General features: G+C 69.3%; 20 protein-coding genes and 1 pseudogene. 10 read left to right on the top strand and 11 right to left on the bottom strand.

Translation table 11 applies throughout. The annotated features are described in order from the left end of the window. The first annotated feature begins 74 nt into the window (after positions 1 to 74). Together RV983_RS05620 and RV983_RS05615 are read left to right on the top strand one after the other, a co-directional pair. Positions 75 to 728, top strand: coding sequence for a CocE/NonD family hydrolase C-terminal non-catalytic domain-containing protein (locus RV983_RS05620; RefSeq protein ID WP_475990231.1), 654 nt, complete (start codon positions 75 to 77; stop codon positions 726 to 728). Then, positions 688 to 1,986 (top strand): MFS transporter, encoded by a 1,299-nt coding sequence (locus RV983_RS05615; RefSeq protein WP_475990230.1) that lies wholly within the window; start codon positions 688 to 690, stop codon positions 1,984 to 1,986. Before RV983_RS05620 ends, RV983_RS05615 begins: the two co-directional genes overlap by 41 nt. A gap of 202 nt (positions 1,987 to 2,188) precedes the next feature. Here RV983_RS05615 and RV983_RS05610 read toward each other — a convergent pair whose 3' ends face one another. Then, on the bottom strand, positions 2,189 to 3,322 hold the full coding sequence (locus tag RV983_RS05610) for a CaiB/BaiF CoA transferase family protein (RefSeq protein WP_475984656.1): 1,134 nt from the start codon (positions 3,320 to 3,322) through the stop codon (positions 2,189 to 2,191). A gap of 125 nt (positions 3,323 to 3,447) precedes the next feature. On the opposite strand from RV983_RS05610, the gene RV983_RS05605 reads away from it, so the two are divergent. From RV983_RS05605 to RV983_RS05590, 4 genes are all read left to right on the top strand, one after another. Further along, positions 3,448 to 3,831 carry a hypothetical protein gene (locus RV983_RS05605; RefSeq protein ID WP_475984655.1) on the top strand — a complete coding sequence of 128 codons (384 nt, stop codon included), beginning with the start codon at positions 3,448 to 3,450 and terminating at the stop codon, positions 3,829 to 3,831. Between the two features lie 97 nt (positions 3,832 to 3,928). Beyond that, the gene (locus RV983_RS05600) at positions 3,929 to 4,108 is read left to right on the top strand and encodes a hypothetical protein (RefSeq protein ID WP_475984654.1); all 180 of its coding nucleotides are present in this window, start codon (positions 3,929 to 3,931) and stop codon (positions 4,106 to 4,108) included. 123 nt (positions 4,109 to 4,231) lie between these two features. Continuing rightward, entirely contained in the window at positions 4,232 to 4,426 is a 195-nt protein-coding gene (locus RV983_RS05595; protein ID WP_319658126.1) for a hypothetical protein, read from the top strand. Between the two features lie 64 nt (positions 4,427 to 4,490). Beyond that, entirely contained in the window at positions 4,491 to 4,649 is a 159-nt protein-coding gene (locus RV983_RS05590) for a hypothetical protein (RefSeq protein WP_475984653.1), read from the top strand. Positions 4,650 to 4,968: 319 nt separating this feature from the next. On the opposite strand, the pseudogene RV983_RS05585 reads toward RV983_RS05590, so the two are convergent. From RV983_RS05585 to RV983_RS05540, 10 genes and pseudogenes are all read right to left on the bottom strand, one after another. Next, positions 4,969 to 5,106 (bottom strand): annotated as a pseudogene (locus tag RV983_RS05585) (IS701 family transposase); the annotation flags it as partial. A 263-nt stretch (positions 5,107 to 5,369) separates the two neighbouring features. Beyond that, the gene (locus RV983_RS05580; protein ID WP_475984652.1) at positions 5,370 to 6,605 is read right to left on the bottom strand and encodes an iron-containing alcohol dehydrogenase; all 1,236 of its coding nucleotides are present in this window, start codon (positions 6,603 to 6,605) and stop codon (positions 5,370 to 5,372) included. Between the two features lies 1 nt (position 6,606). Next, entirely contained in the window at positions 6,607 to 7,086 is a 480-nt protein-coding gene (locus tag RV983_RS05575) for an Ldh family oxidoreductase (RefSeq protein ID WP_475984651.1), read from the bottom strand. Further along, positions 7,083 to 8,543 (bottom strand): NAD-dependent succinate-semialdehyde dehydrogenase, encoded by a 1,461-nt coding sequence (locus RV983_RS05570; protein WP_475984650.1) that lies wholly within the window; start codon positions 8,541 to 8,543, stop codon positions 7,083 to 7,085. Before RV983_RS05570 ends, RV983_RS05575 begins: the two co-directional genes overlap by 4 nt. A gap of 43 nt (positions 8,544 to 8,586) precedes the next feature. Next, positions 8,587 to 8,796: an FAD-linked oxidase C-terminal domain-containing protein gene (locus RV983_RS05565; RefSeq protein WP_475984649.1), complete on the bottom strand. Its 210-nt coding sequence runs from the start codon at positions 8,794 to 8,796 to the stop codon at positions 8,587 to 8,589. 23 nt (positions 8,797 to 8,819) lie between these two features. Further along, on the bottom strand, positions 8,820 to 9,896 hold the full coding sequence (locus RV983_RS05560) for an ABC transporter ATP-binding protein (RefSeq protein WP_475984648.1): 1,077 nt from the start codon (positions 9,894 to 9,896) through the stop codon (positions 8,820 to 8,822). Next, positions 9,896 to 10,963, bottom strand: a complete 1,068-nt coding sequence (locus RV983_RS05555; RefSeq protein ID WP_475984647.1) for an ABC transporter ATP-binding protein — start codon at positions 10,961 to 10,963, stop codon at positions 9,896 to 9,898. Before RV983_RS05555 ends, RV983_RS05560 begins: the two co-directional genes overlap by 1 nt. Beyond that, complete coding sequence (locus RV983_RS05550) at positions 10,963 to 11,874, bottom strand: carbohydrate ABC transporter permease (protein WP_475984646.1); 912 nt, start codon at positions 11,872 to 11,874, stop codon at positions 10,963 to 10,965. Before RV983_RS05550 ends, RV983_RS05555 begins: the two co-directional genes overlap by 1 nt. Continuing rightward, on the bottom strand, positions 11,874 to 12,740 hold the full coding sequence (locus RV983_RS05545) for a carbohydrate ABC transporter permease (protein WP_475984645.1): 867 nt from the start codon (positions 12,738 to 12,740) through the stop codon (positions 11,874 to 11,876). Before RV983_RS05545 ends, RV983_RS05550 begins: the two co-directional genes overlap by 1 nt. 80 nt (positions 12,741 to 12,820) lie before the next feature. Continuing rightward, entirely contained in the window at positions 12,821 to 14,449 is a 1,629-nt protein-coding gene (locus tag RV983_RS05540; protein WP_475990229.1) for a sugar ABC transporter substrate-binding protein, read from the bottom strand. Positions 14,450 to 14,624: 175 nt separating this feature from the next. On the opposite strand from RV983_RS05540, the gene RV983_RS05535 reads away from it, so the two are divergent. From RV983_RS05535 to RV983_RS05520, 4 genes are all read left to right on the top strand, one after another. Continuing rightward, positions 14,625 to 15,359: a GntR family transcriptional regulator gene (locus tag RV983_RS05535; RefSeq protein ID WP_475984644.1), complete on the top strand. Its 735-nt coding sequence runs from the start codon at positions 14,625 to 14,627 to the stop codon at positions 15,357 to 15,359. A 99-nt stretch (positions 15,360 to 15,458) separates the two neighbouring features. Further along, the gene (locus tag RV983_RS05530) at positions 15,459 to 16,037 is read left to right on the top strand and encodes a DJ-1/PfpI family protein (RefSeq protein ID WP_475984643.1); all 579 of its coding nucleotides are present in this window, start codon (positions 15,459 to 15,461) and stop codon (positions 16,035 to 16,037) included. A 134-nt stretch (positions 16,038 to 16,171) separates the two neighbouring features. Continuing rightward, on the top strand, positions 16,172 to 16,399 hold the full coding sequence (locus RV983_RS05525; RefSeq protein ID WP_475984642.1) for a hypothetical protein: 228 nt from the start codon (positions 16,172 to 16,174) through the stop codon (positions 16,397 to 16,399). A gap of 377 nt (positions 16,400 to 16,776) precedes the next feature. Then, complete coding sequence (locus RV983_RS05520; protein ID WP_475984641.1) at positions 16,777 to 20,535, top strand: ThuA domain-containing protein; 3,759 nt, start codon at positions 16,777 to 16,779, stop codon at positions 20,533 to 20,535. Positions 20,536 to 20,566: the final 31 nt, after the last annotated feature.

Below are 20,566 nucleotides of genomic sequence, written 5' to 3'. Positions count from 1 at the left end.
GCCGGCATCGTGCGTCCCCGGGAGGCCGCCGCCGCGGGCCGCGAAGTGCCGGTGATCATGGGCGCGAGCCCGTACTGCTCCTGCTGCTGGCGCGGCAACGAGGGCCGGACCCAGACGCGACCGCGTCGGCCTCCACCACGAGCGCGCATCTTTCGGCGGTCGTCGTCGACCTCGGCCGCGCCGCCGTCCGCGACTTCCCCGGCCCCAAGGAGGGCATCACCGACCTCACCACCCGCTCCTGCTGGGGCGCGAGCGCCCCCGGCGACAGCGCCTGCTTCCTCGACACCGCGGCGGACACCGCGGACGTGTCCCACACCGTGGTCAGCCGCGGCTGGGCCGACCTCGGGCACGCCGCCTCCGCCCGGCACGGCCGGCCCCTCGTCCCCGGGCGCGCCTGCACCACCACCATCACCCCCGGCCGCCACCGACCACGTCGTCCCGGCCGGGCACCGGCTCGCCCTGATCGTCGCGGGAACGGACGCCGGGCTCCTGGAGGCGCCCGACAGCGCCCGGGTGGTGACGATCGGCCTCGCCCGTTCGTCCGCACTGCTGCCGCGCGCCGGAACCCTGCCAGGGGCAGCGCATTTCGGGCGGGGACGGAGGCGGGTAGGGTCGGCGGGTCAGCGATAGTTGTACAAGGAAGCAAAAGGCCCCGTGGACAGCACCAAGAACACCGCCGGCAGCCCCATAGAGGACGCGGCCCGCGCCGCCGCCGACGAACCCTGTGAACCCGAGCGCCGCAACGGCATGCGGCACTGGCTCATGGACACCCGGCCCCTGCGGCACCCCGCCTACCGCCGCCTGTGGACCTCCACCACCGTGACCGCCGTGGGCAGTCAGCTCACGGCGGTCGCCGTGCCCAAGCAGATCTACGACATCACGGGCTCGTCCGCGTGGGTCGGCTACTCCAGCATCGCCGGACTCGTCCCGCTGGTCGTCTTCGCCCTGTGGGGCGGTGCCGTCGCCGACAGCGTGGACCGCCGCAAGCTGATGCTGGTGACCAACATCGGTGTCGCCGTCACCTCACTGCTGTTCTGGGTGCAGGCCTTCCTCGGTGCCGGCTCGGTGTGGCTGCTCATGGTCCTGCTCGCCGCGCAGCAGGCCTGCGTCGGTATGAACGCGCCCGCGCGCAGTGCCGCCGTCGCGCGGCTCGTGCCCCCGGAGGAACTGCCCGCGGCGGTGGCGCTCGGCTCGACCGTCATGCAGACCGGCCTCGTGGTGGGCCCGTTGCTCGCGGGCGCCCTCATCCCCGTCCTCGGCCTGCCGACCCTCTACCTCCTCGACGCCGTCGCGCTGACCGCGACCGTCTGGGCGGTCTTCCGGCTGCCCGCGCTGCCCCCGCTGGACCGGAGCGGTGCCGCGGTCGCCCGCCGCGGCGGCTGGCGCGAGGTCGGGGCCGGCTTCCGCTACATCACCGCGCAGCGCATCCTGCTCCTGTCGTTCGTGGCCGACATCATCGCGATGGTCTTCGGCATGCCGCGCGCGCTGTTCCCGCAGCTCGCCGCCACCACCTACGCGCCCTGGGGGGAGGGGCTGTCCCTCGGCCTGCTGTTCGCGGCGATCCCCGTCGGCGCGGTCGCCGGCGGTCTGTTCTCGGGCACCTTCTCGCGGTCCAAGCGGCACGGCCTCATGGTCGTCATCGCCGTGGCCGGCTGGGGTGTGGCGATCGCGGGCCTCGGGCTCAGCGGCAGCCTGTGGTGGGCGACGGCGTTCCTGGCGCTCGCCGGTTTCGCCGACATGGTGTCGATGGTGTTCCGCAGCGCGATCCTGCAGTCGGTGGCGACCGACGACATGCGCGGCCGCATGCAGGGCGTCTTCACCGTCGTCGTCGCGGGCGGCCCCCGCGTCGCCGACCTGCTGCACGGAACGGCCGGCTCGGCATTCGGGACGCGGACGGCGGTCACCGCGGGCGGTGTGCTGGTCGTCGTGGCGATGCTGGGCCTCGCGGCGGCGTTCCCGGTGTTCACCCGCTACCGGGGGGCGTGAGGCCCGCAGTTGCCGAGTGCCCCGGTCCCGCTGTGGCGGACCCCGGCGGCGACCCGGCCGCCCGCCCCGTCCGGGTCAGGACCACGGGGGCGGTGCACCACTGCGAACGTGATCGTCAGCGTGCCGCTCCCGAGGCTACCGGCTCGACCGAGCGATCCGGCGGCGGGGGGTGCGCGCGGCACCCGGATGGCCGCGGGATCCGTCAACCGGGGAACTCCCTGCGTACGGCTTCCGTGTGAGCACCGAGGGCCGGGACCTCCCGCATCGGGGTCTCGCGGCCCGCGACGCCCACCGGCGGCAGCAGTCCGCGCAGCGGTCCCGCGGGGGAGCCGAACTCCCGCCAGCGCGAGCGCGCGGCGAGCTGTGGATGGCCGGCGAACTCCGGGACGGTGCGCAGCCGGGCATTGGCGATCCCGGCCCGGTCCAGCAGCGCCATGGCGCCGTCCGCGGTGTGCCCGGCCAGGCACTTCTCCAGCTCCGCGGTGAGCTCCTCGTCGTGTGCCCGGCGCAGCGGGTTGCCGGCGAAGCGCGGGTCACGCGTCAGTTCGGGGCGGCGCAGGACCTGTTCGCACAGCGCCACCCACTCCCGGTCGTTCTGCACGCTGAGGAAGACCACCGCGTCGTCGCCGCAACGGTAGGGCCCGTACGGCGAGATCGACGGATGCCGGGCGCCGCTGCGGGCGACCGGCTCGCCGCCGTACGCCTGCGAGTAGAACGGGTGGCCCATCCACTCGGCGAGCGCGTCGAGCAGGGACACCTCCAGGGCCGTGCCCGCGCCGGTCCGCTCACGCTCGTACAGGGCGGTCAGGATCCCCGCGTACGCGTACATGCCGCCCGCGATGTCGGCGACGGAGATGCCCGGCCGCGCCGGTGCCTCCGGGCCGCCGGTGATCGACAACAGCCCCGTCTCGCACTGGACGAGCAGGTCGTACGCCTTCTTGTCCCGGTAGGGGCCGTCCGGCCCGTAGCCGGAGATGTCGCACGTGATCAGCCGGGGGTCGCGTTCACGCAGCGCCTCCGCGGAGAGCCCGAGGCGCCCGGCCGCGCCCGGCGCGAGGTTCTGCACGAAGACGTCGGCGCCGGCCACGATCCGGTCCAGCAGCGCGCGGTCGTCCGGCTGCTTGAGGTCGAGCACGACGCTCTCCTTGCCCCGGTTGCACCACACGAAGTACGCCGACAGCCCGCGGACCGTGCGGTCGTAGTGGCGTGCGAAGTCCCCGCCGGGCCGCTCCACCTTGATGACGCGGGCCCCGAGGTCGGCCAGGTGCCGCGTCGCGTACGGAGCGGCGACGGCCTGCTCCAGGGCCACGACCGTGATGCCCTCCAGAGGCTGCATGCGCGGTTCCTTCCGCGGGTGTTGGGTCGGCAGGGTGAACGCGTGCGTCGATCAGCCTAGTGAGCTGCGGGGTTGCGCGCCCGGCCCGGTAAGGAGGGAGGAGTACGCATCCGGAGGAGCAGCGCATGCCGCATACCGCAGGGCGACCTCCGGGCCGGTTCAGGCCCGCCGGCCGGCCGGTGCTGTTCGTGGTCCTGACGTGCCTGTTGCACGCGCTGTGCGTCCTGTGGGGGCCGGTTCCCGTGTCGTCGCCCGAGCGGACGGCGGCCGTGTCCGCCGTCACCGACGGGGCGGGCACGGAGACGCACCACCATCCGGCGCACGTCGCCCGGCGCGCCGCCCCGCACGCCGGCCCCCAGCACCGCGGCGCCGCACCCCAGCACCACTCCTCGGCCGCCCCCCATGACGCGGCCGCCGCGGACCCGGTCGCCGCCGCCTTTTCGGGGCCGGCCCGGCACACATCCCCCGCCGGACCCCCCGGCCACCTGCACGCCGTCCTGCGCTGCTGACAGCGCCCGGCCGCCGACCGCATCGCACCGCCCCGCAATGCGCCGCGCGCCCTGTCGCCATGCCCCGCACCAGGACGAACACCGCAGGAGAAGCACCATGCCCGTGGACATCTACGCCGCCCTGACCGCGCTCGTGCGCGCCGAGGCCACCCGCGACCACGAGCGGCGGGCCACCGCCTCCGCCTCCCCGTCCCCCGGGGATGCGCCGGACGGCGCCCGGACGGCCGACGCCGGACCGCAGCCGCCCCGTGAGGACTCCGGGACCAACGACAACTGACCCCGGCCCCGTAGCCGCCCAAGGCCCGGCCCGACCCGGCCCGGCGACGGGCGGGAACCGCCACGGCGCGTGCCGCGTTTATCCATGTGAGCGCGGCGCGTGCCGCGGACGGAGGCAGGGAAGATGTCCAATCGCGCGAAGTACGTCGTCGGCGGCCTGGCGGTCGGCCTCGTGGCGTTCTGGGTCCTTGCGGCGTTCCTCCCCAACTGGATCGCCCTGCTGATCGTCCTCGGCGTCCCCACGGCGGCCTACCTCACCCTCGACCCCTCCCAGCGCCGCCGCCTGCGCCGCGCGGGACGCAAGCAGATCGGCCGCTAGAGGCGCACCACGGTCGGGCGTTCGCCCGTTGAGGGGACGGAATGCGCGCCGAGGACCACACCGGGTGGGCCAGGACTTCCCGGTCACGTACTCGCTGGTCAAAGAGGACGAGGACGGCGTCGAGCGCCTGTGGGGGCGGTGCGCCGGTGCCGACGGATTCTTCGCCGACCGGGTGGCTCCGCCCCGCGAGATCCTGACACTGCGGGGTGGGGTGCCGCCCTGAAGGCCCGAGTCCCCGCGTTTCGAGCTGTACGCGAAGGGCCCCGCGGGAACCTGCCTCAGTGTGGACGGCCTGTTCGACGAGCGCTACGGTTCCCCGAGCGTGCCGATGCGACTCCTCGGGTGCGAGCCCGCTGAGCCGCTGCTCGCCGTTCTGCGCCGGCCGCAGAAGTTCCGGTGGACTTGGGTCGAGCTCTGGGCGCTGGACCGCGCTGACCGACGGCGGCTCGGACCGTCCACCCCTGCTCGCGCGTCCGGTCTGGGAGACCTGGTACCGCGGCATGCCGGCGTCCGCCAAGCAATGGGCCCACTAGGTCCTGGGCGTGGCCGACGTGTTCGGCAAGCTGCCAGCTGTTCTTGCGGGCCACCGGGGCGAACAGTCCGCGTACGTAGTCCCGCATGCGGCGGCGTGGTTCGACGCGGCTGAAGTGGTGCCCGATGGTGGTGAAGAGGTGGTCCAGGTCGCGGTCCCAGGTCTCGGCTGCCTGTTCGGTGATCACGACGCGAGGCTTCCCCGGCCCGGGACGACTTTGCCGTCGTGGGCACTCCTTCGAGGGGCGAGCGGGCAGAAGCCGTCCGTGACGGCATCCTGCCCGCTACACTCCCACCACTCGACGTTTCCCCAGGTCAAGCCACGAAGTACTGCTGGAGTACTAAGTCGTAGCCGACAATTCCGATACCCAGGGTGGGGCAGGGAACTCGGCGTCATGTGAAAGGCCCGTCACTATCTCTGTTCCGGAGTCAGGATGTGTCGGGTCCGGTCCCCGATCCAGGCCGCTTCGAGGATCGCGGTCAGACTGGCGGTGTCGGTCGGGCCTGGATGGTTCTGGATCAAGCGGGTGACGCCACTGGCCATCTCCGCGAAGCGCGGGAGGTCGGCGCGTGCCACGCCGATGTCCGCCAAGGTGGCAGGGATGCCGATGTCGGCAAGGAGCCCGTCGAGCCAGGTGAGGAACGTATCTGCGGCCTCGGCATCCGAGGCGTCGGTCACGTCGAGCCCGCACACCCCGGCGAGGATGGTCAACCGGTCGCCGATGGCATCCCTGGCCGCGTCCAGCGCGTAGGGCAGCAGCAGCCCGACGCCCAGGCCGTGCGGTGTGTGGGTGGCTGCGCCGATGGGGTACTGGAGGGCGTGCGGAGCCGCGTTGCCTGCGTGGGAAAATGCGATCCCGGCCAGCATGGACCCATAGGCCATGTCCGCGCGCGCGTCCTTGTCACCTCCGTCCCTGACGACATGGGGCAAGCTGCGGGCGATCCGCTTCGCGGCCAGGAGCGCGTAGTGATCGGTGATCGGGTTGCGGCCGAGGAAGACCTGCTCCACCGGGTCGCGCGGTCCGTGGGCCCGGGGTCGCGCGGTGTAGCTCTCCACCGCGTGACAAAACGCGTCGATGCCGGAGTGGGCAGTGACGGTCGCAGGGCAGGTGTAGGTGAGCTCGGGGTCGACGATGGCGAAGTCGGGCACGATGTGGACGCTGGAGACCCCCACCTTCAGCTCGCGGTCCGGGTCGGTCAACACCGAGACGGGCGTGAGCTCGGAGCCGGTGCCTGACGTCGTCGGGACCGCGACGAGAGGAATCGTCGGCCCCGGCACCTTCGACTCGCCGTAGAAGTCGCGCGGCGTCCCACCGTGGCGCCGGATGACGCCGACGATTTTGGCGAGGTCGATCACCGTGCCACCCCCGATGGCGAGGATTACGTCGGCGTCCACCTCTGCGGCGACCGAGACGGCCAGGGCGACATCGGCGAGTGGCACGTCCGGAGTCGCGTCGGCAAACACCCCGACGACTTCGACCTTCTCCCGCACGGCGGCCACGATCTCGGCCACGCCCGGCTGCCCCAGAAGAACCCGGTCGGTCACGATGAGGACTCGCGAGCCACACTCGGCCACCACTCGTGGGATGTTCTGCGCGACCCCTTCGCCCACTATCAGCTGGCGTGGTCCGCGGACGGTCTCAAGCATGTCAGTGCCTCTCTGGAACGTCGGCGGTGATGTGCTGGGCGGACGTCCAGTTCACCTGCGAGACCGGGACGACGTCGGCTGCCGGGTGGCGCAGGCGCGCGCCGGGCTCCCGGACTCGGTCGTGCCCGGGCGCCCTCGGGTCCATCGCGATGAAGACGTCGCCCCTGGCGGGCGGGTCAGTCGGGTCGAGGGTCCCGCGGACATCGTCGCCCAGGGCGGTACGAGTCGAGGTCGCGACCAGCACCTCGACCATGAGCCCGAGGGCGTAGCCTTCGGGACCACCGAAAGGGCTGATCGCCCCATCCACCGCCGCGGCCGCGTCTGTGGCGCGCACACCGGCGGAGTCGACGGCGTGCCCGGGTGCCAGCGGATTCGTGCCGGCCATGGCCCGGGTCCCGCCCCACGGGTGGAGGCCGGTCAGGTCATGTGTGCACAGGGCGCGGTGATCCTCGGCGGGCACCCGGAGCAGCAAACCGGTCACGGTAGGTCGATCGCCGCGTAGGTGACGTCGAGGTACTCAAGGATGCCCTCGTGCGACCCCTCCTTGCCGATCCCGGACTGCTTCACGCCTCCGAACGGAGCTGACGGGTCCGAGATCAGACCACGGTTGATGCCGACCATCCCCGTCTCTAACCCCTCGGTGAACCGGAGCGCCCGCTGGAGGTCACGGGTGAAGACGTATCCGACCAGGCCGTGCTCGGTGTCGTTGGCCTTCGCCATTACCTCGTCGTCGGACGTGAACGAGATGATCGGCGCCACCGGGCCGAAGATCTCCGCCTCCAGCATCCGCGCCTCTTCGGGCACGTCGACGAGGACCGTAGGCGGGTAGAAGTGGCCCGGCCCATCCGGACGCTCGCCGCCCACCAAGACACGGGCGCCGCGATTGACCGCGTCGGCGACGAGCTCGTCGATCTTGGTGACCGAGGCCTCGTCGATCAACGCCCCGACGTCCACGCCGTCGTCGAGACCATGGCCCACCGAGAGCGCGCTCATCCGCTTGGCGAAGCGCGCCGTGAACTCCTCGCGCACCGGCTCCTCGACGTAGATTCGGTTGGCCGCGATGCAGGACTGCCCGATGTTGCGCATCTTGGCCACCATGGCACCGTCCAGCGCGACGTCCAGGTCCGCGTCGGCACACACGATCAAGGCCGCGTTGCCGCCCAGTTCCATGGAGGTGCGGAGCACGTTGTCCGCCGCCTGTCGTAGCAGCACGCGCCCGACCTCGGTCGACCCGGTGAACGAAAGCTTGCGGGTCCGACGGTCGGCCAGCAGTGCTGAGACCACCTCGCCGGCACGCTTGGTTGTCACGACGTTGACGACGCCCGGGGGAACGCCGACCTCCTCCATGATGCGGGCCAGGAACAGCATGGTGAGTGGCGTCTGGGCTGCCGGCTTGGTGATCGTGGTGCAGCCCGCCGCCAGCGCAGGAGCGATCTTGCGGGCCCCCATGGCCAACGGAAAGTTCCAGGGCGTCACGAAGACGCACGGTCCGACCGGCTTCGGCACGGTGAGGATGCGATAACCACCGGCCGGAGCGGTGTTGTAGCGCCCCTCGACGCGCACCGCCTCCTCGGCGAACCAACGGAAGAACTCGGCGCCGTAGGCCACCTCTGCCCGAGCCTCGGCGAGCGGCTTGCCCATCTCGAGCGTTATCAGCCGGGCGATCTCCTCGGATCGCTCGGTCAGTGCCCGGTACGTCGCGGTCAGCAACTCCGACCGTTTGCGCGGCGGGGTCGCCGCCCACTCCGCCATTGCCTTGTTCGCCACGTCCAGAGCGGCGAGCCCGTCGACGACGTCGGCGTCCGCCACCTCGGCGATGGTCCTGCCGGTTGCCGGGTCCTCGACGACAAAGGTGGCTCCGCCGGCGGCGTCGCGCCAGGCGTCGCCAATCCGGAGGCGCCGGTGCTCGGGGTTCAGGACGTTCATCGGGTCACTCATTGGGTCGCCTCCTGTGATGTTCTGGGTGATGTCCGGCGTGACCTCAGCGATCGCGCCACGCGCGTCGACGAACGGGTTGCACGACCGGGTCGGGGTCGAGGTTGCCGAGCGGGTCGAACGTGGCCTTGGCCCTGGCTGCAGGGCGACGCCCCGCGCCACCGATCGCCTTCTCGGGCCATGGCCGCTTCAGCGTTGTCAGGCCGTGCTCACCGGTGACGGTCCGCCGAGGCTCGATTGCCACGTGCGGGCGCATGTTGACGTCGCCGCCCTGCGCGGTTACCCCCCGGCCTCGGACAGCGCCAGCCCGGTGCCCGCATCGAACAGGTGCGCACGGTCCAGGTCGACCGTGATAAGCAGCCGCTCGCCCGGCGTACCCGTGACGGTGGGTCGTGCCTTGACCTTGAGGATCTCCGTCCCCACTCGGACGTCGACCACCGTTCGGTCACCGAGCGGCTCAAGGCCGTAGAGCTCACCCGACAACGACGCGTCCCCACGCTGCTCGATGGACAGGTCCTCTGCCCGCAGGCCCAGCAGCAGCGGACGACCGTCCTCAGCCGTGGTCCAGCGGGGCCGCGGCAGCGTCCAGCCGTCCGCCCCGACCAGACGATCCCCCTCGGCGTGGCAGGGGAGGAGGCTGATCGGCGGGCTCCCGACGAAGCCTGCGACCCACCGGTTGGCTGGTCGCTCGTACACCTCGGTCGGCGTTCCGACCTGTTGCACCTTCCCCTCCTTGAGGACCGCGACCTGGTCGGCCATGGACAGGGCCTCGACCTGGTCGTTGGTCACGTGGACGAAGGTTCCCCCGAGACTCCGGTGGATGCGGGTGAGCTCGGTGCGCATCTCGACGCGGAGCTTGAGGTCGAGGTTCGTCAGCGGCTCGTCCATGAGAAACGCGCGCGGGCGACGGACCAGCGCCCGGGCCAGGGCGACACGCTGCATCTCACCGCCCGACATCTGCGCGGGACGCCGCTGCAGCAGACGTTCGATGTGCAGCAGGCTCGACATCTGCTCGACGGCAGCGGCGATCTCGCTCGAAGAACAGCGGCGTGCCCGCAGCGGCGAAGCGATGTTCTCGTACGCCGTGAGTCGCGGGTAGAGGGCGTAGCTCTGGAAGACCATGGCCAGGTCGCGTGCGGCCGGGGAGTCACCGGTCGCGTCCCTCCCGTCCAGATGCACCGACCCGGCGTCAAGCTGCTCAAGGCCGGCAATCGCTCGCAGGGTCGTCGTCTTGCCTGCCCCGGAGGGCCCGAGCACGACGAAGAACGAACCGTCCGGCACGTCCAGCGTCACCCCGTCCAGGGCCTGGACTTTGCCGAAGGACTTGCACAGCCCGTGCACTGCCACGGTTCCCATCAGGCCACCAGCTCTTCCGTGCTCACGTCGTAGACCGGCGGGGGCCCGCCGGTGTGCCGCAGCCCGACCGGCGCGTCAGCGGCGAAACGAACAGTCGGTGGCATCCGAACCCGTACGTCGCGCTGGCCGCCGTGGTCAACCACGTAGATGATTTCGTCTCCCAGCCACTCCGCCGAGACCACGCGGGCCGGGGCCGAACGCTCCGCCCCTGGTTCTGTGACTTCCAGTGCCTCCGGCCGGACGCCTGCGACCAGGCGACGGTCGCGCGGCAGGCTTGGCGGTGGCGGGAGGACCAGTCCGCCCTGACTGCGCAGCTTCCCGTCGGCCACCTCCACCTCAATCAGGTTCATCGGCGGTGAGCCGATGAATGCGGCACAGAAAAGACTCGCCGGACGGTCGTAGACCTCCAGCGGCGTGCCGATCTGCTCGACGCGGCCCTTGTTGAGGATGGCGATTCTGTGGCCGAGCGACATCGCCTCGACTTGGTCGTGGGTGACGTAAACCATCGTCGTCCCCAGTTCCCCCTGCAGGTGCTTGATCTCCGTGCGCATGTCCGCCCTCAGCTCCGCGTCCAGATTGGTGAGGGGTTCGTCCATGAGGAATGCGCGCGGTCGTCGCACCAGGGCGCGAGCAAGCGCGACGCGCTGCTGCTCCCCGCCGGACAGCCGGTGCGGTCGCCGGTCCAGGAGCGGACTGAGCCGCATCAGCCGGGCGGCCTCGTCGACCCGCTCGCGCACCTCCGCCTTGGGCAGTCCCTCGGCCCGCAGTGGGAACGCCAGGTTGTCGCGGGTTCTCAGATGCGGGTAGAGAGCGTAGAACTGGAACACCATGGCGATGTCGCGCTCGGCGGGCGGCAGGTCGTTGACCAGCGTGTAGCCGATGCGGATGTCGCCCGTCGTCTGCCTCTCCAGGCCGGCTATGGCTCGCAGCGTGGTCGTCTTGCCGCAGCCCGAAGGGCCGAGCATCACGAACAGCTCGCCGTCGCCGATGCACAGGTCCACGTGATCAACTGCGACCGTCCCGTCCGGGTAGCGCTTGTGCAGCGCGGTCACCTCGATGCCCGCCATCAGCGTCGCACCGCCCCGAGCGTCACACCGGCGACGAGGTGCTTGCGCACCAGGTAGGCGAAGACGAGCACCGGTAGGGCGAACACTACGGAGGCGGCGGCCACGAGACCCCAGTCCACCGTGGTTCCACCGATGAGGCCGGCGATGGCAGGCGGGGCCGTCCGCACGCTGTCGCTGGAGGTAAGGAAGATGGCGAACACGAACTCGTTCCACGAGAAGATGAGTGCGAAGACCGCCGTCGCGGCGATGCCGGGCAGGAGCAGGGGAAGGGTGAATCGCCGGAACGCCTGCAAGCGGGTGTAGCCGTCGAGCATGGCGGCATCCTCGTACTCTGCGGGCACCTCGTCGACGAACCCCTTCATCATCCAGATCGTGAACGGGACGTTGAACGCGGCGTAGATGAGGATCAGGCCGAGCTTGGTGTCGATGAGTCCGACTTGGCGGTACATGAGGAAGATCGGGATCACGACCACCACGGGCGGCATGAAGCGGGTGGACAGGATGAAGAACAGTTGGTCCTTCTTGGCCTTCACGGCGAAGCGTGAGTAGGCCCAGGCCGCCGGGACCCCCAGCACGGTGGCCAGCGCCGTGGAGACCCCAGAGACCACGACGGAGTTGAGGAACGAGACGGACAAGGCCGAGCGACCGCCGCCGGAGGCGACGAACACGTCCTTGAAATGGCCCATCGTGACCTTGAAGTCGAAGAACTTGGCCGGCACGGCGTAGACGTCCCGGTTCTCCTTGATGGACGTCTCGATCATCCACAGCACCGGAAAGAGCATCACGACGGCCAGCATGGTCAGCAGCGCGACCTCCAGCACGGAACGGCCCCGGCCGCGGAGGCGACGCGCGGGGGGTGTGTGATCCCGGACAGGATCTGTGGACGCGGCCTCGTCGACGGATACGGCCATCAGTCCTCCTTGAGCTTGTTCAAGTAGCGCAGGTAGAGCTGCGTGAGGACGATGACGACGAGGACCATGAGGATCCCGTACGCCGAGGCGGTTCCGGTGTTGAAGCCCAGGAACGCGACCTTGTAGACATGGAACGACAACGTCTCGGTGGAGACCCCCGGACCTCCGCTGGTGAGGATGTAGACGAGGTCGAACAGCCGGAAGGCCTCGATGGCCCTGAACAACACCGCAATGAGGAGCAGCGGCCACACCAGCGGAAGAGTGATGGTGCGGAACCGGAACCACTCGGACGCCCGATCGATCGAGGCGGCCTCGTACAGGTACTTGGGAACCGCGGTGAGGCCCGCAAGTGCGATGAGCATGATGAACGGCGTCCATTGCCAGGTGTCGACCACGATCAGGGACATCAGTGCCGTTCGCTGCTGGGTGAGCCACTCCACCTGCCCCAGGCCGAGCGAGCCGAGCAAGCTGTTGATCACGCCGAATTGCGCGTCGAGCATAAATCGCCAGAACAGCCCGACCACGACCGGCGACAGCATCATCGGAACCAGGAACAAAGTGGTCAGCAGTCCTCGCCCGTGCGTGCGCCGTGAGATCAGGTAGGCGATGGCGAAACCGAGCACCGTCTGCAGGGTGACCGCGCCGAACACGTAGATCAACGTCGTCAAGGCCCTCAGGTGGACCTGCGCCGACGTCAGGATGGCGGTGTAGTTCTCGAACCAGATGAAATGGGCCGGCCCCCCGCGGGTGGCCGAGTAGTCGGTGAACGACAGGTACAACGCCCACAGCAACGGGAACACCGACATGGCGAGCAACAGCAGCAGCGCCGGGGAGATGAAGGCCACGGCGAGCCCGCGGTCGCTCAAGCGGCGGGACCGACTTGGTGCAGGCGGCGCCGCGGACGCCACCTGCCGGCCGTGGTCGGTCGTCAGAGGAGTGGGGGCACTCACAGTCCGCCGCCGCCCTTGCGGCTGCCGGAGTCGAGCACGCTCTGCTGCTCCTTGGCGATGTCGTCGACCGCATCCTTCGGCTTTTTCGCGCCGTTGAGAGCCGCGTTCACGTTGGTGTTCTCGATGTCGACGAGGCGCGCGTACTCGGGCACGTTCCACATGTCCCGCATCCGCGGAACCGAGTCGGCGTACACCTGGTTGAACGGCCCGGCATTGAGGAACTCGGGCGACTGCAGGGCGTCCGTACGCGCGGGCACGCCACCAGCCGCGGCCCACTTCTTCTGGATGTCAGCCCGCTCGAACCACTTCATGAAGTTCAGGGCCTCCGCCTGTTTCGCTTTGGGGGAGTAGGCCGACACGTGCATCCCCATGCCGCCGAGAGGCACCAGGTTCGTCTTCTGGCTCGGCAGGGTGGCAAAACCGAGCTTGTCGAGGATCTGCTCCCGCGTGGTGCCGAGCGTCGACTGCTTCGGGTCAAGCAGGCCGCCGCTCGCGGCGATCCAGTTGAACGCGATGCATGCCTTGCCCTGGGCGACCGCCGCGTTCACCTCGTCGATGAACCAGTTGCCGGAGCCCTTGGCGGTCAGCGGCTTCATCTTGTTGACCAGGACGTCCATCGCCTCATGGCCCGCGGTGTCGTTGAGGACGCCGTCGATCTTGCGCGTCTTGGAGTCCCAGAGGTTGCCGCCGTAGACGCCGTTGACCGTGTTGTAGGTTACGGCCGCGGCGTCGGAGCCGTTGGCCTGATGGAAAGCCAGCCCGCTGACGCCGGGGTGGTCCGCCTGGCACTTCTCGGCGACTGAGATCATCTGGTCCCACGTCTGCGGTGGCTTGTCGCCGATCAGGTCCTTGCGGTAGATCATCGTCCAGGTGTCGCCGAGCAGCGGCAGTCCGTACATGCTGGCGTTTTCGTCGCGCTTGCCGGTCTCCGCCTGGGGGAACTGGCCGTAGGCCGCCAGGAGGTACGGGTTGTAGGCCTTGACGTCGATGTTCTTCTTGACGAAGTCGGTGATGTCGAGGATATTGCCGTTCGTCACGGCCTCGCCGATGTGTTGCGAGTCCAGGATCGGGATGTCGAAGTCGGTATGGTGCGCTGCGAACTGGGTGAACATCGCGTCGTGCCAGTTCGCGTTCGGCACGGTGTTGACCTTGATGGTCACGTTCCGCCGCTCCTTGGTGTACTCCGCGTTCGCGAAGGCTTCCAGCGCGTGGGCGGGGGGCCAGTCGAACCAGATGAAGCTGAGGGTCAGCGGGTCCTTGGTGAGCTCCGGGATGGTCGCCGGTGCCTTGGGGGCGCTCGCCTGCGTGTCGCCGCCGCAAGCCGCCACGGTCGTGGCCACCAACATGGCCGCCGTCGCCAGCTGCACCTTTCGACCGGGAACGGACAGTCGTCCTAATGGCTTGGGATACCGCATCCTCGTGCCTGCTTTCTGGGTCGGGGCTTCTGGAGCCTTGCTGCGTGCTTCACCGAGCAGTTGCTGGGTGCAGGCGTGTTGCCGGCTGTCGCAGGGGCTGACCCGCGGACCGGCATCACGAGTACGCCGCCACGTAATGGGCTTCAGGCGGTCGAGAGGTCCTTCGGCCCTTGTGCGGCCCGGCGGCGAACCGAGTAGGACGTCGAGCATGCTCAAGGGAGCTTGAGGTGGTCGAAGTAGGGCGCTGGCGGGCGGTTCCGCGATGGGTGAAGGATGGCTGGCGTCCGTCACCTTTCCTATACGATCCAAGCGGGCATCAACATCCCGCAGCATGCGACCGATGTCAACAGGTTCGCAAAGACGTAAGAAAGGACCTCACGTCACGATGGACGACGAAGCGATGATCGCGAGGGGCAGTGGGGCCATGACGGGCGGAACGCCGCCGGGAAGATCTCGTGGCCGGCTTGCCGACGAGGTGTACGACACACTGCTTGGACAGCTGATGTCGCTACGGATCGAGCCTGGCTCCCGCGTCACGATCGACGTCCTGGCGCGAGAGCTGGGGGTCTCGCAGACGCCGATCCGAGACGCTCTGAACCGGATGGAGGCCGAGGGCCTGGTCGTGCGTGTGCCCCATGCCGGCTATCACATTCCCCCCCAAATCACCCGTCAGCGATTCGAGGACATGCTTGAGCTCCGCCTGCTCCTCGAGCCGGCAGCGGCGCGCAGATCCGCCGAACGCGCATCCTTGCAGCAGGTGGCCGGTCTGCGACGAATGCTGGAGGAGATGGCGGAGCTGGAGGGGGGAAGCGGGCCCATGGCCTATGGCGCCTTCGGGCTCCGCGACGCCGCTTTTCACGATCTTGTCGCCCTGAGCGCGGAGAACCAGGTCATCCGCGAAGCGCTCGCTCGCCTGCACACGCACGTGCACCTGTTCCGTCTTCTCCACGACACCCAGGTCACTCACTTGGCCATGGCCGAGCACGAAGAAGTTGTGGCCGCGATCGCCTCGCGTGACCCCGACGCCGCCGCCTACGCCATGCGTCGGCACATTCTGCTGTCCGGTGAGCGGTTCCGACGATTGCTCGACGAGGCCAAGGGCGCGGACGGAATGGTGTAAAGGCTTGACGGGCGGGCTGGGCCGAGGAATGCTACGCAATCGGATCGGATCGGATCGGATCGGATCGATCTCACCCGCCTCAGATGCGAGGAGAAGCAGGTGGCCAGAGCGCTGCTCCTGACCGGCGACGCCGCCGAGGAGCTCGACACCATGTATCCCTACTATCGCGTGCAGGAGGGCGGCTGGGACGTTGACGTCTCGTCACGGACGATGCGCGACGTTCAGCTGGTCATCCACGAGTTCGACCCCAACTCCGACGCCTACGTGGAGAAGAACGGCCGAAAGCTGCCGGTCGACGTGCCCTGGGCCGAGGTCGACGTCGAGCGCTATGACGCCCTCATCATCCCTGGGGGACGTGCCCCCGAGTGGATCCGGGTCGACGCCGACGTCAGGCGCATCACCGAGCACTTCTTCGCGCGCAACCTCCCGATCGCGCTGGTGTGCCACGGCGCGCAGGTGCCGGCTGTGTACGGGCTGCTGAAGGGCCGGAAGACAGCGTGCTTCCCCCCCATCACCGGTGACATGGAGAACGCGGGCGCGACGGTCATCGACGCTCCCGACGTCGTGGACGGCAACCTCGTCTCCTGCCGGGGGTGGCCCGACATGCCGCAATTCGGCAAGGCGATGATGGAGCTCTTTTCGAAATCCATCAACTCCGCATCGCATGACCACACCTGACCTGCCCTGGTGAAGCCCGAGCCACTCTCCGACCTGTGCCACCGCCATCGTCATGCGCCGGTCGCCAGAGGCCAGGCCGCTGGCGATGTCGGCCACCCGGTGGCTCGATCCTGGCCAACCTGTTCAACCCGCGAGTGATCGTCAGCGGAGGCTATTTCGCCTCGCTGGCCCAGTGGCTGCTGCTCCACGCACAAGTCCAGCTGCAACGGCTCGTGGTGGCAGCTCCAGCCGCCCAGTGCCGATTCGTCGCCTCCACGCTCAGCTTCGGCGCCGCCTCCCGTGGCGCGGCGAGCATGGTGATCAACCACATCATCGACGACCCGACCGCGATCATGGATTTCCCCAGGCCGGCATCTTACTGACGGCCCCACAGACCTGGAGACGGCACCCTCCAGCAACCGCAATATGCGCTACCACCACGTGGCAATAAGCGCGACGGCGCGCGCCGTGCCCGACATCCCCCAGGCAGGAAGGGTTTTTCATGTCACCACGTCATCGAACGTGGGCAAGGCTGTTCGGTGCAGCCCTGCCAGAAAACGGACGACGCCCGAGACGTCGCACCGCGACCACGATGGCCTTAGCCCTCATAGCCCCTTTCCTCACGCTCCTCGCGACGCCGGTGAGCGCCGCGGCCCCCACGGCGGCTGAGCCCGCTGTCGTCGCTGCACCGGCGCCGCCGCAGCAGTCCCCGCCTGCCCCCAAGCCCGCACCACCAGACGCCCACTTCAAGGTGCTCGTGGTGCGCAGCACCCAGGACGCGGTGTCGTCGGCCGGCCTGGCCGCGATCCGGGATGCGGCCAGAACCGGTCATTTCACGGTCGTGGCGCCCGGGCCCGCTGACGTGGGCGACCATTTCACGGAGAAGAAGCTGGTGCAGTACCGCGCGGTCGTGTTCTTGGACACGGGTCTCGCGAGCCCGCTCACGGACGCGCAACGCGCGAACTTCGAGAGCTACTTCCGCGACGGCGGCGGCTTCGTCGGCGTCGGCTCGACGGTCGAGACCGACGAGTCCTGGTCGTTCCTGACTGACATCCTGGGGACGCGTGCGTCCGGCAGGACCGACGTGCAGTCGGGTGACGTGAAGGTCGCCGACCGCGTCCACGACGCGACCAAGGATCTGCCGCAGATCTGGTCGCGGACCGACACGTGGTACAACTTCAAGAAGAACGTCCGCGGTGTGTCACACATCCTCGACACCGTCGTCGAAGACCCGTTCGGGCCGCAGCCACAGGGCGCCGACCTCGACGGGATCGCCGGGGGCACGATGGGCGCCGATCACCCGGTCTCGTGGTGCAAGGACTTCCAGGGCGGCCGCTCGTTCTACACCGGCCTGGGCAACACGGCCGCGAGCTTCGACGCCGGCCTCACCAAGCACCTCAAGGGCGCGATCGGCTGGGCCGCGGGCCAGGCCGACCCGGCCTACAGCGATTGCGGCGCCACCGTGCTGGCCAACTACCAGCAGACGAAGATCGGCTCGCCGCCGAACCTGCAGGAGCCGATCGGCTTCGACCAGCTGCCGGACGGCCGCGTTCTGCAGACGGACCGCCTCGGCTCGCTGCGCATGCACGACTCGACCACGGGCGTCACCACGGTCGTCGCCAACTTCGCCGATTCGAGCCTGCCGATGACGCAGCAGATCTACTCCGCGGGCGAGGACGGGCTCTATGGCCCGGCGGTCGACGCCAACTTCGCGACCAACAAGTGGGTCTACCTCTACTACTCGCCGAAGGAGGTCACCGACGTCAAGCTGAGCGACGGATCAGTCGTCACCCAGATCACGCCGAACACCACCCCGCCGGACGTGGCGGCGTCCAAGACCGCGTGGGATCCGTACGTGGGCTATTTCCAGCTCAGCCGGTTCAAGTTCGTCGACGCCGCCGACAGCACGCCGGCGCACCTCGACATGGGCTCCGAGCAGCAGATCATGCGCGTGCCGGTCAACCGCCAGGAATGCTGCCACGTCGGGGGCGACATCGACTTCGACAAGCACGGCAACCTCTGGATGGTCACCGGCGATGACACGCCCGCGGGCGGCATCAACGCCGGCGGCTACGGGCCCTACAACTCGCAGAAGACCGACGAGCAGCAGACCGTGCGCGTCACCAACGCGACGGGCGGCACGTTCACGCTGACCTTCGAGGGCCAGACGACGGATCCGATCGCGTGGAACGCGGATCGCAATGCGATCGACGCGGCGCTCGAGGCGCTCTCGAACATCGAGGCGGATGAGATCCAGACCAGCGGCGGCGCGGTCAACACGTCGAACGTCAACGTGTTCTTCCGCCGCGGCAAGCAGCAGTCCGATCAGCCGCAGATCACCGCCGACGGCTCCGGCCTGACCGGCACCGCCACGCCGGCGATCGCCACCAACACGGCGCAGGCGGGCGGCTGGTATCAGCGGCTCACCGGTGACTCGCGCCGCAGCGCGCTGAACACCAACGACCTGCGCGGCAAGGTGCTGCGGATCAAGGTCAAGGACGGCAACATCTCCGCCGCCGACGCCAACAAGGTCCACTTCGGCCCCGGCACGGGCGCCTACTCGATCCCGCCGGGCAACCTGTTCCCGCTGGTCGCGGGCGCGCCGCGGGACAAGACGCGGCCGGAGGTCTACGCGATGGGGTTCCGCAACCCGTTCCGGATCCAGGTCGACGAGAACGACGTGGCCTACATCGGCGACTACTCGCCCGACGCCCAGACACCGCAGCGCTCGCACGGCCCGGCGGGCACCGGCCGCTACGAGATCGTACGCAAGCCGTCAAACTACGGCTGGCCGACGTGCTACAAGCGTGACCTCGCGCACTACCAGTGGAACTTCCACGAGTTCGCGCCCGGCACCACCACACCGGGCACGCCGCTGAACAACCCGCCTCAGAAGTTCGACTGCGACGGGCCGACGCAGCGCAACGACTCGCTGTGGAACATTGAGGGCGGTCCGACGGTCGAGCCGGGCCTGAGGGACGTCCCGCCGGTCACCGACCCGGACATCTGGTACTCCTACCGCGACAACAACACGAACACGCCGCTCGGCACCCCGTGCGAGGCCTACTACGCGCCGACCCCGGGCCCGATCGCGCCCGGCTCGACGACCGAATGCCCGCGGCTGTTCCCCGAGCTCTACACCGGCGGCGTCGGTCCGCACGGGGTCACGAAGTACCACTACGACCCGAAGAACCCGAACCCTCACAAGTTCCCGCCGTACTACGACGACTCGGTGATCATCAGCGAGTGGACGCAGGACACGCTGCGCGAGGTCAAGCTCGACAAGCGGACCAACCAGGTCCAGAAGATCAACAACTTCCTGGATTGCGGTAGCCGTGCGAGCGCCGGGGCAGGCACGTTCCGGTTCGAGTGCGACAACCCGATGGACTTGCAGTTCGGTGCTGACGGCGCGTTCTACCTGCTGACCTACGGCAACGGGTTCAACGTCATCAGCCCCGACGCGGGCATGTACAAGTGGGAGTACGTCAAGGGCAAGCGCGCGCCGAAGGCCGTGCTCACCACGGACCGCACCGACGGCTCAACGCCGCTGACCGTGAACTTCTCCAGCGCCGGCTCGCTGGATGAGGATCCCGGCGACTCGATCAGCTATGAGTGGAACTTCGGCGACGGCTCGGCGATCGAGACCGACCCGAACCCGGCACACACCTACACGCAGTCCGGCCGCTACACGGCCGTGCTGACCGTGCTCGACTCGTCCGGCAAGCAAACCTCGACCAGCACGGTGATCACCGTGGGCAACACGAGCCCGACGGTGGTCGTCGATACGCCGGTGGAGGGCGGGACGTTCGCGTTCGGCGACGACATCCCGTTCTCGGTCACGGTCACCGACCCCGAGGACGGGACGGTGAATTGCTCCGAGGTGCAGGTGACGTTCGTGCTCGGCCACGACGCGCACGGCCACGCCGAGGAGTCCGCCAACGGCTGCTCGGGCGTGCTCCACACGGTCGCCGACGACGTCTCACACGGCGGCAACGTCTCCGGCGTGGTCCAGGCGCGCTACACCGACCACGGCGGTCCGGGCGGCGTCCCGCAGCTGACCACGACCGGCCAGCACCAGATCCGCCAGAAGCACCAGGAGGTGGAGTTCGTCGTCAACCAGTCCGGCACCAACACGGCGACCAACACCGACGGCGGCGCCGGCGTGCACCGCGGCAGCCTTGGCTCGGGCGACTGGCTCCAGCTCAACGGCCCATTCAACCTGACCAACATCGATTCGATCATGTTCCGCGCGGCGGACGCGGCGAACGGCCGCACGCCCGGGTCGCCGCTGGCGGCAATCGAGGTCCGTCAGGACTCGATCACCGGGCCGATCCTGACCACGGCCAACCTCGTGTCCACCGGCGGGACGGGAACCTGGACGAGCCAGACGTTCCCGGTCTCGATGTCCGGGACGCATGAGCTGTTCCTGGTGTTCCGCCCGGTCACGGGTGGCGCCACGGGCGGCAACCTGTTCAACCTCAACTGGGCCGAGTTCGTCGGCACGGGCATCGGCACCTAGCGAACCCGCCCGTGCCGACGAACCCGAGTTC

This window comes from Streptomyces sp. RLA123, assembly GCF_056270165.1.
The sequence above is the reverse complement of the archived record's forward strand: the minus strand, read 5'-3'. Positions and strand labels throughout refer to the sequence as shown.

Bases quoted from the DNA above. Each gene is read 5' to 3' on its own strand.
- RV983_RS05535 (WP_475984644.1), top strand. From the start codon at position 14,625: ATGGACGACGAAGCGATGATCGCGAGGGGCAGTGGGGCCATGACGGGC.
- RV983_RS05570 (WP_475984650.1), bottom strand. From the start codon at position 8,543: ATGAGTGACCCGATGAACGTCCTGAACCCCGAGCACCGGCGCCTCCGG.
- RV983_RS05560 (WP_475984648.1), bottom strand. From the start codon at position 9,896: ATGGGAACCGTGGCAGTGCACGGGCTGTGCAAGTCCTTCGGCAAAGTC.
- RV983_RS05610 (WP_475984656.1), bottom strand. From the start codon at position 3,322: ATGCAGCCTCTGGAGGGCATCACGGTCGTGGCCCTGGAGCAGGCCGTC.
- RV983_RS05550 (WP_475984646.1), bottom strand. From the start codon at position 11,874: ATGGCCGTATCCGTCGACGAGGCCGCGTCCACAGATCCTGTCCGGGAT.
- RV983_RS05600 (WP_475984654.1), top strand. From the start codon at position 3,929: ATGCCCGTGGACATCTACGCCGCCCTGACCGCGCTCGTGCGCGCCGAG.
- RV983_RS05540 (WP_475990229.1), bottom strand. From the start codon at position 14,449: ATGCTCGACGTCCTACTCGGTTCGCCGCCGGGCCGCACAAGGGCCGAA.
- RV983_RS05555 (WP_475984647.1), bottom strand. From the start codon at position 10,963: ATGGCGGGCATCGAGGTGACCGCGCTGCACAAGCGCTACCCGGACGGG.
- RV983_RS05595 (WP_319658126.1), top strand. From the start codon at position 4,232: ATGTCCAATCGCGCGAAGTACGTCGTCGGCGGCCTGGCGGTCGGCCTC.
- RV983_RS05605 (WP_475984655.1), top strand. From the start codon at position 3,448: ATGCCGCATACCGCAGGGCGACCTCCGGGCCGGTTCAGGCCCGCCGGC.
- RV983_RS05565 (WP_475984649.1), bottom strand. From the start codon at position 8,796: ATGCGCCCGCACGTGGCAATCGAGCCTCGGCGGACCGTCACCGGTGAG.
- RV983_RS05580 (WP_475984652.1), bottom strand. From the start codon at position 6,605: ATGCTTGAGACCGTCCGCGGACCACGCCAGCTGATAGTGGGCGAAGGG.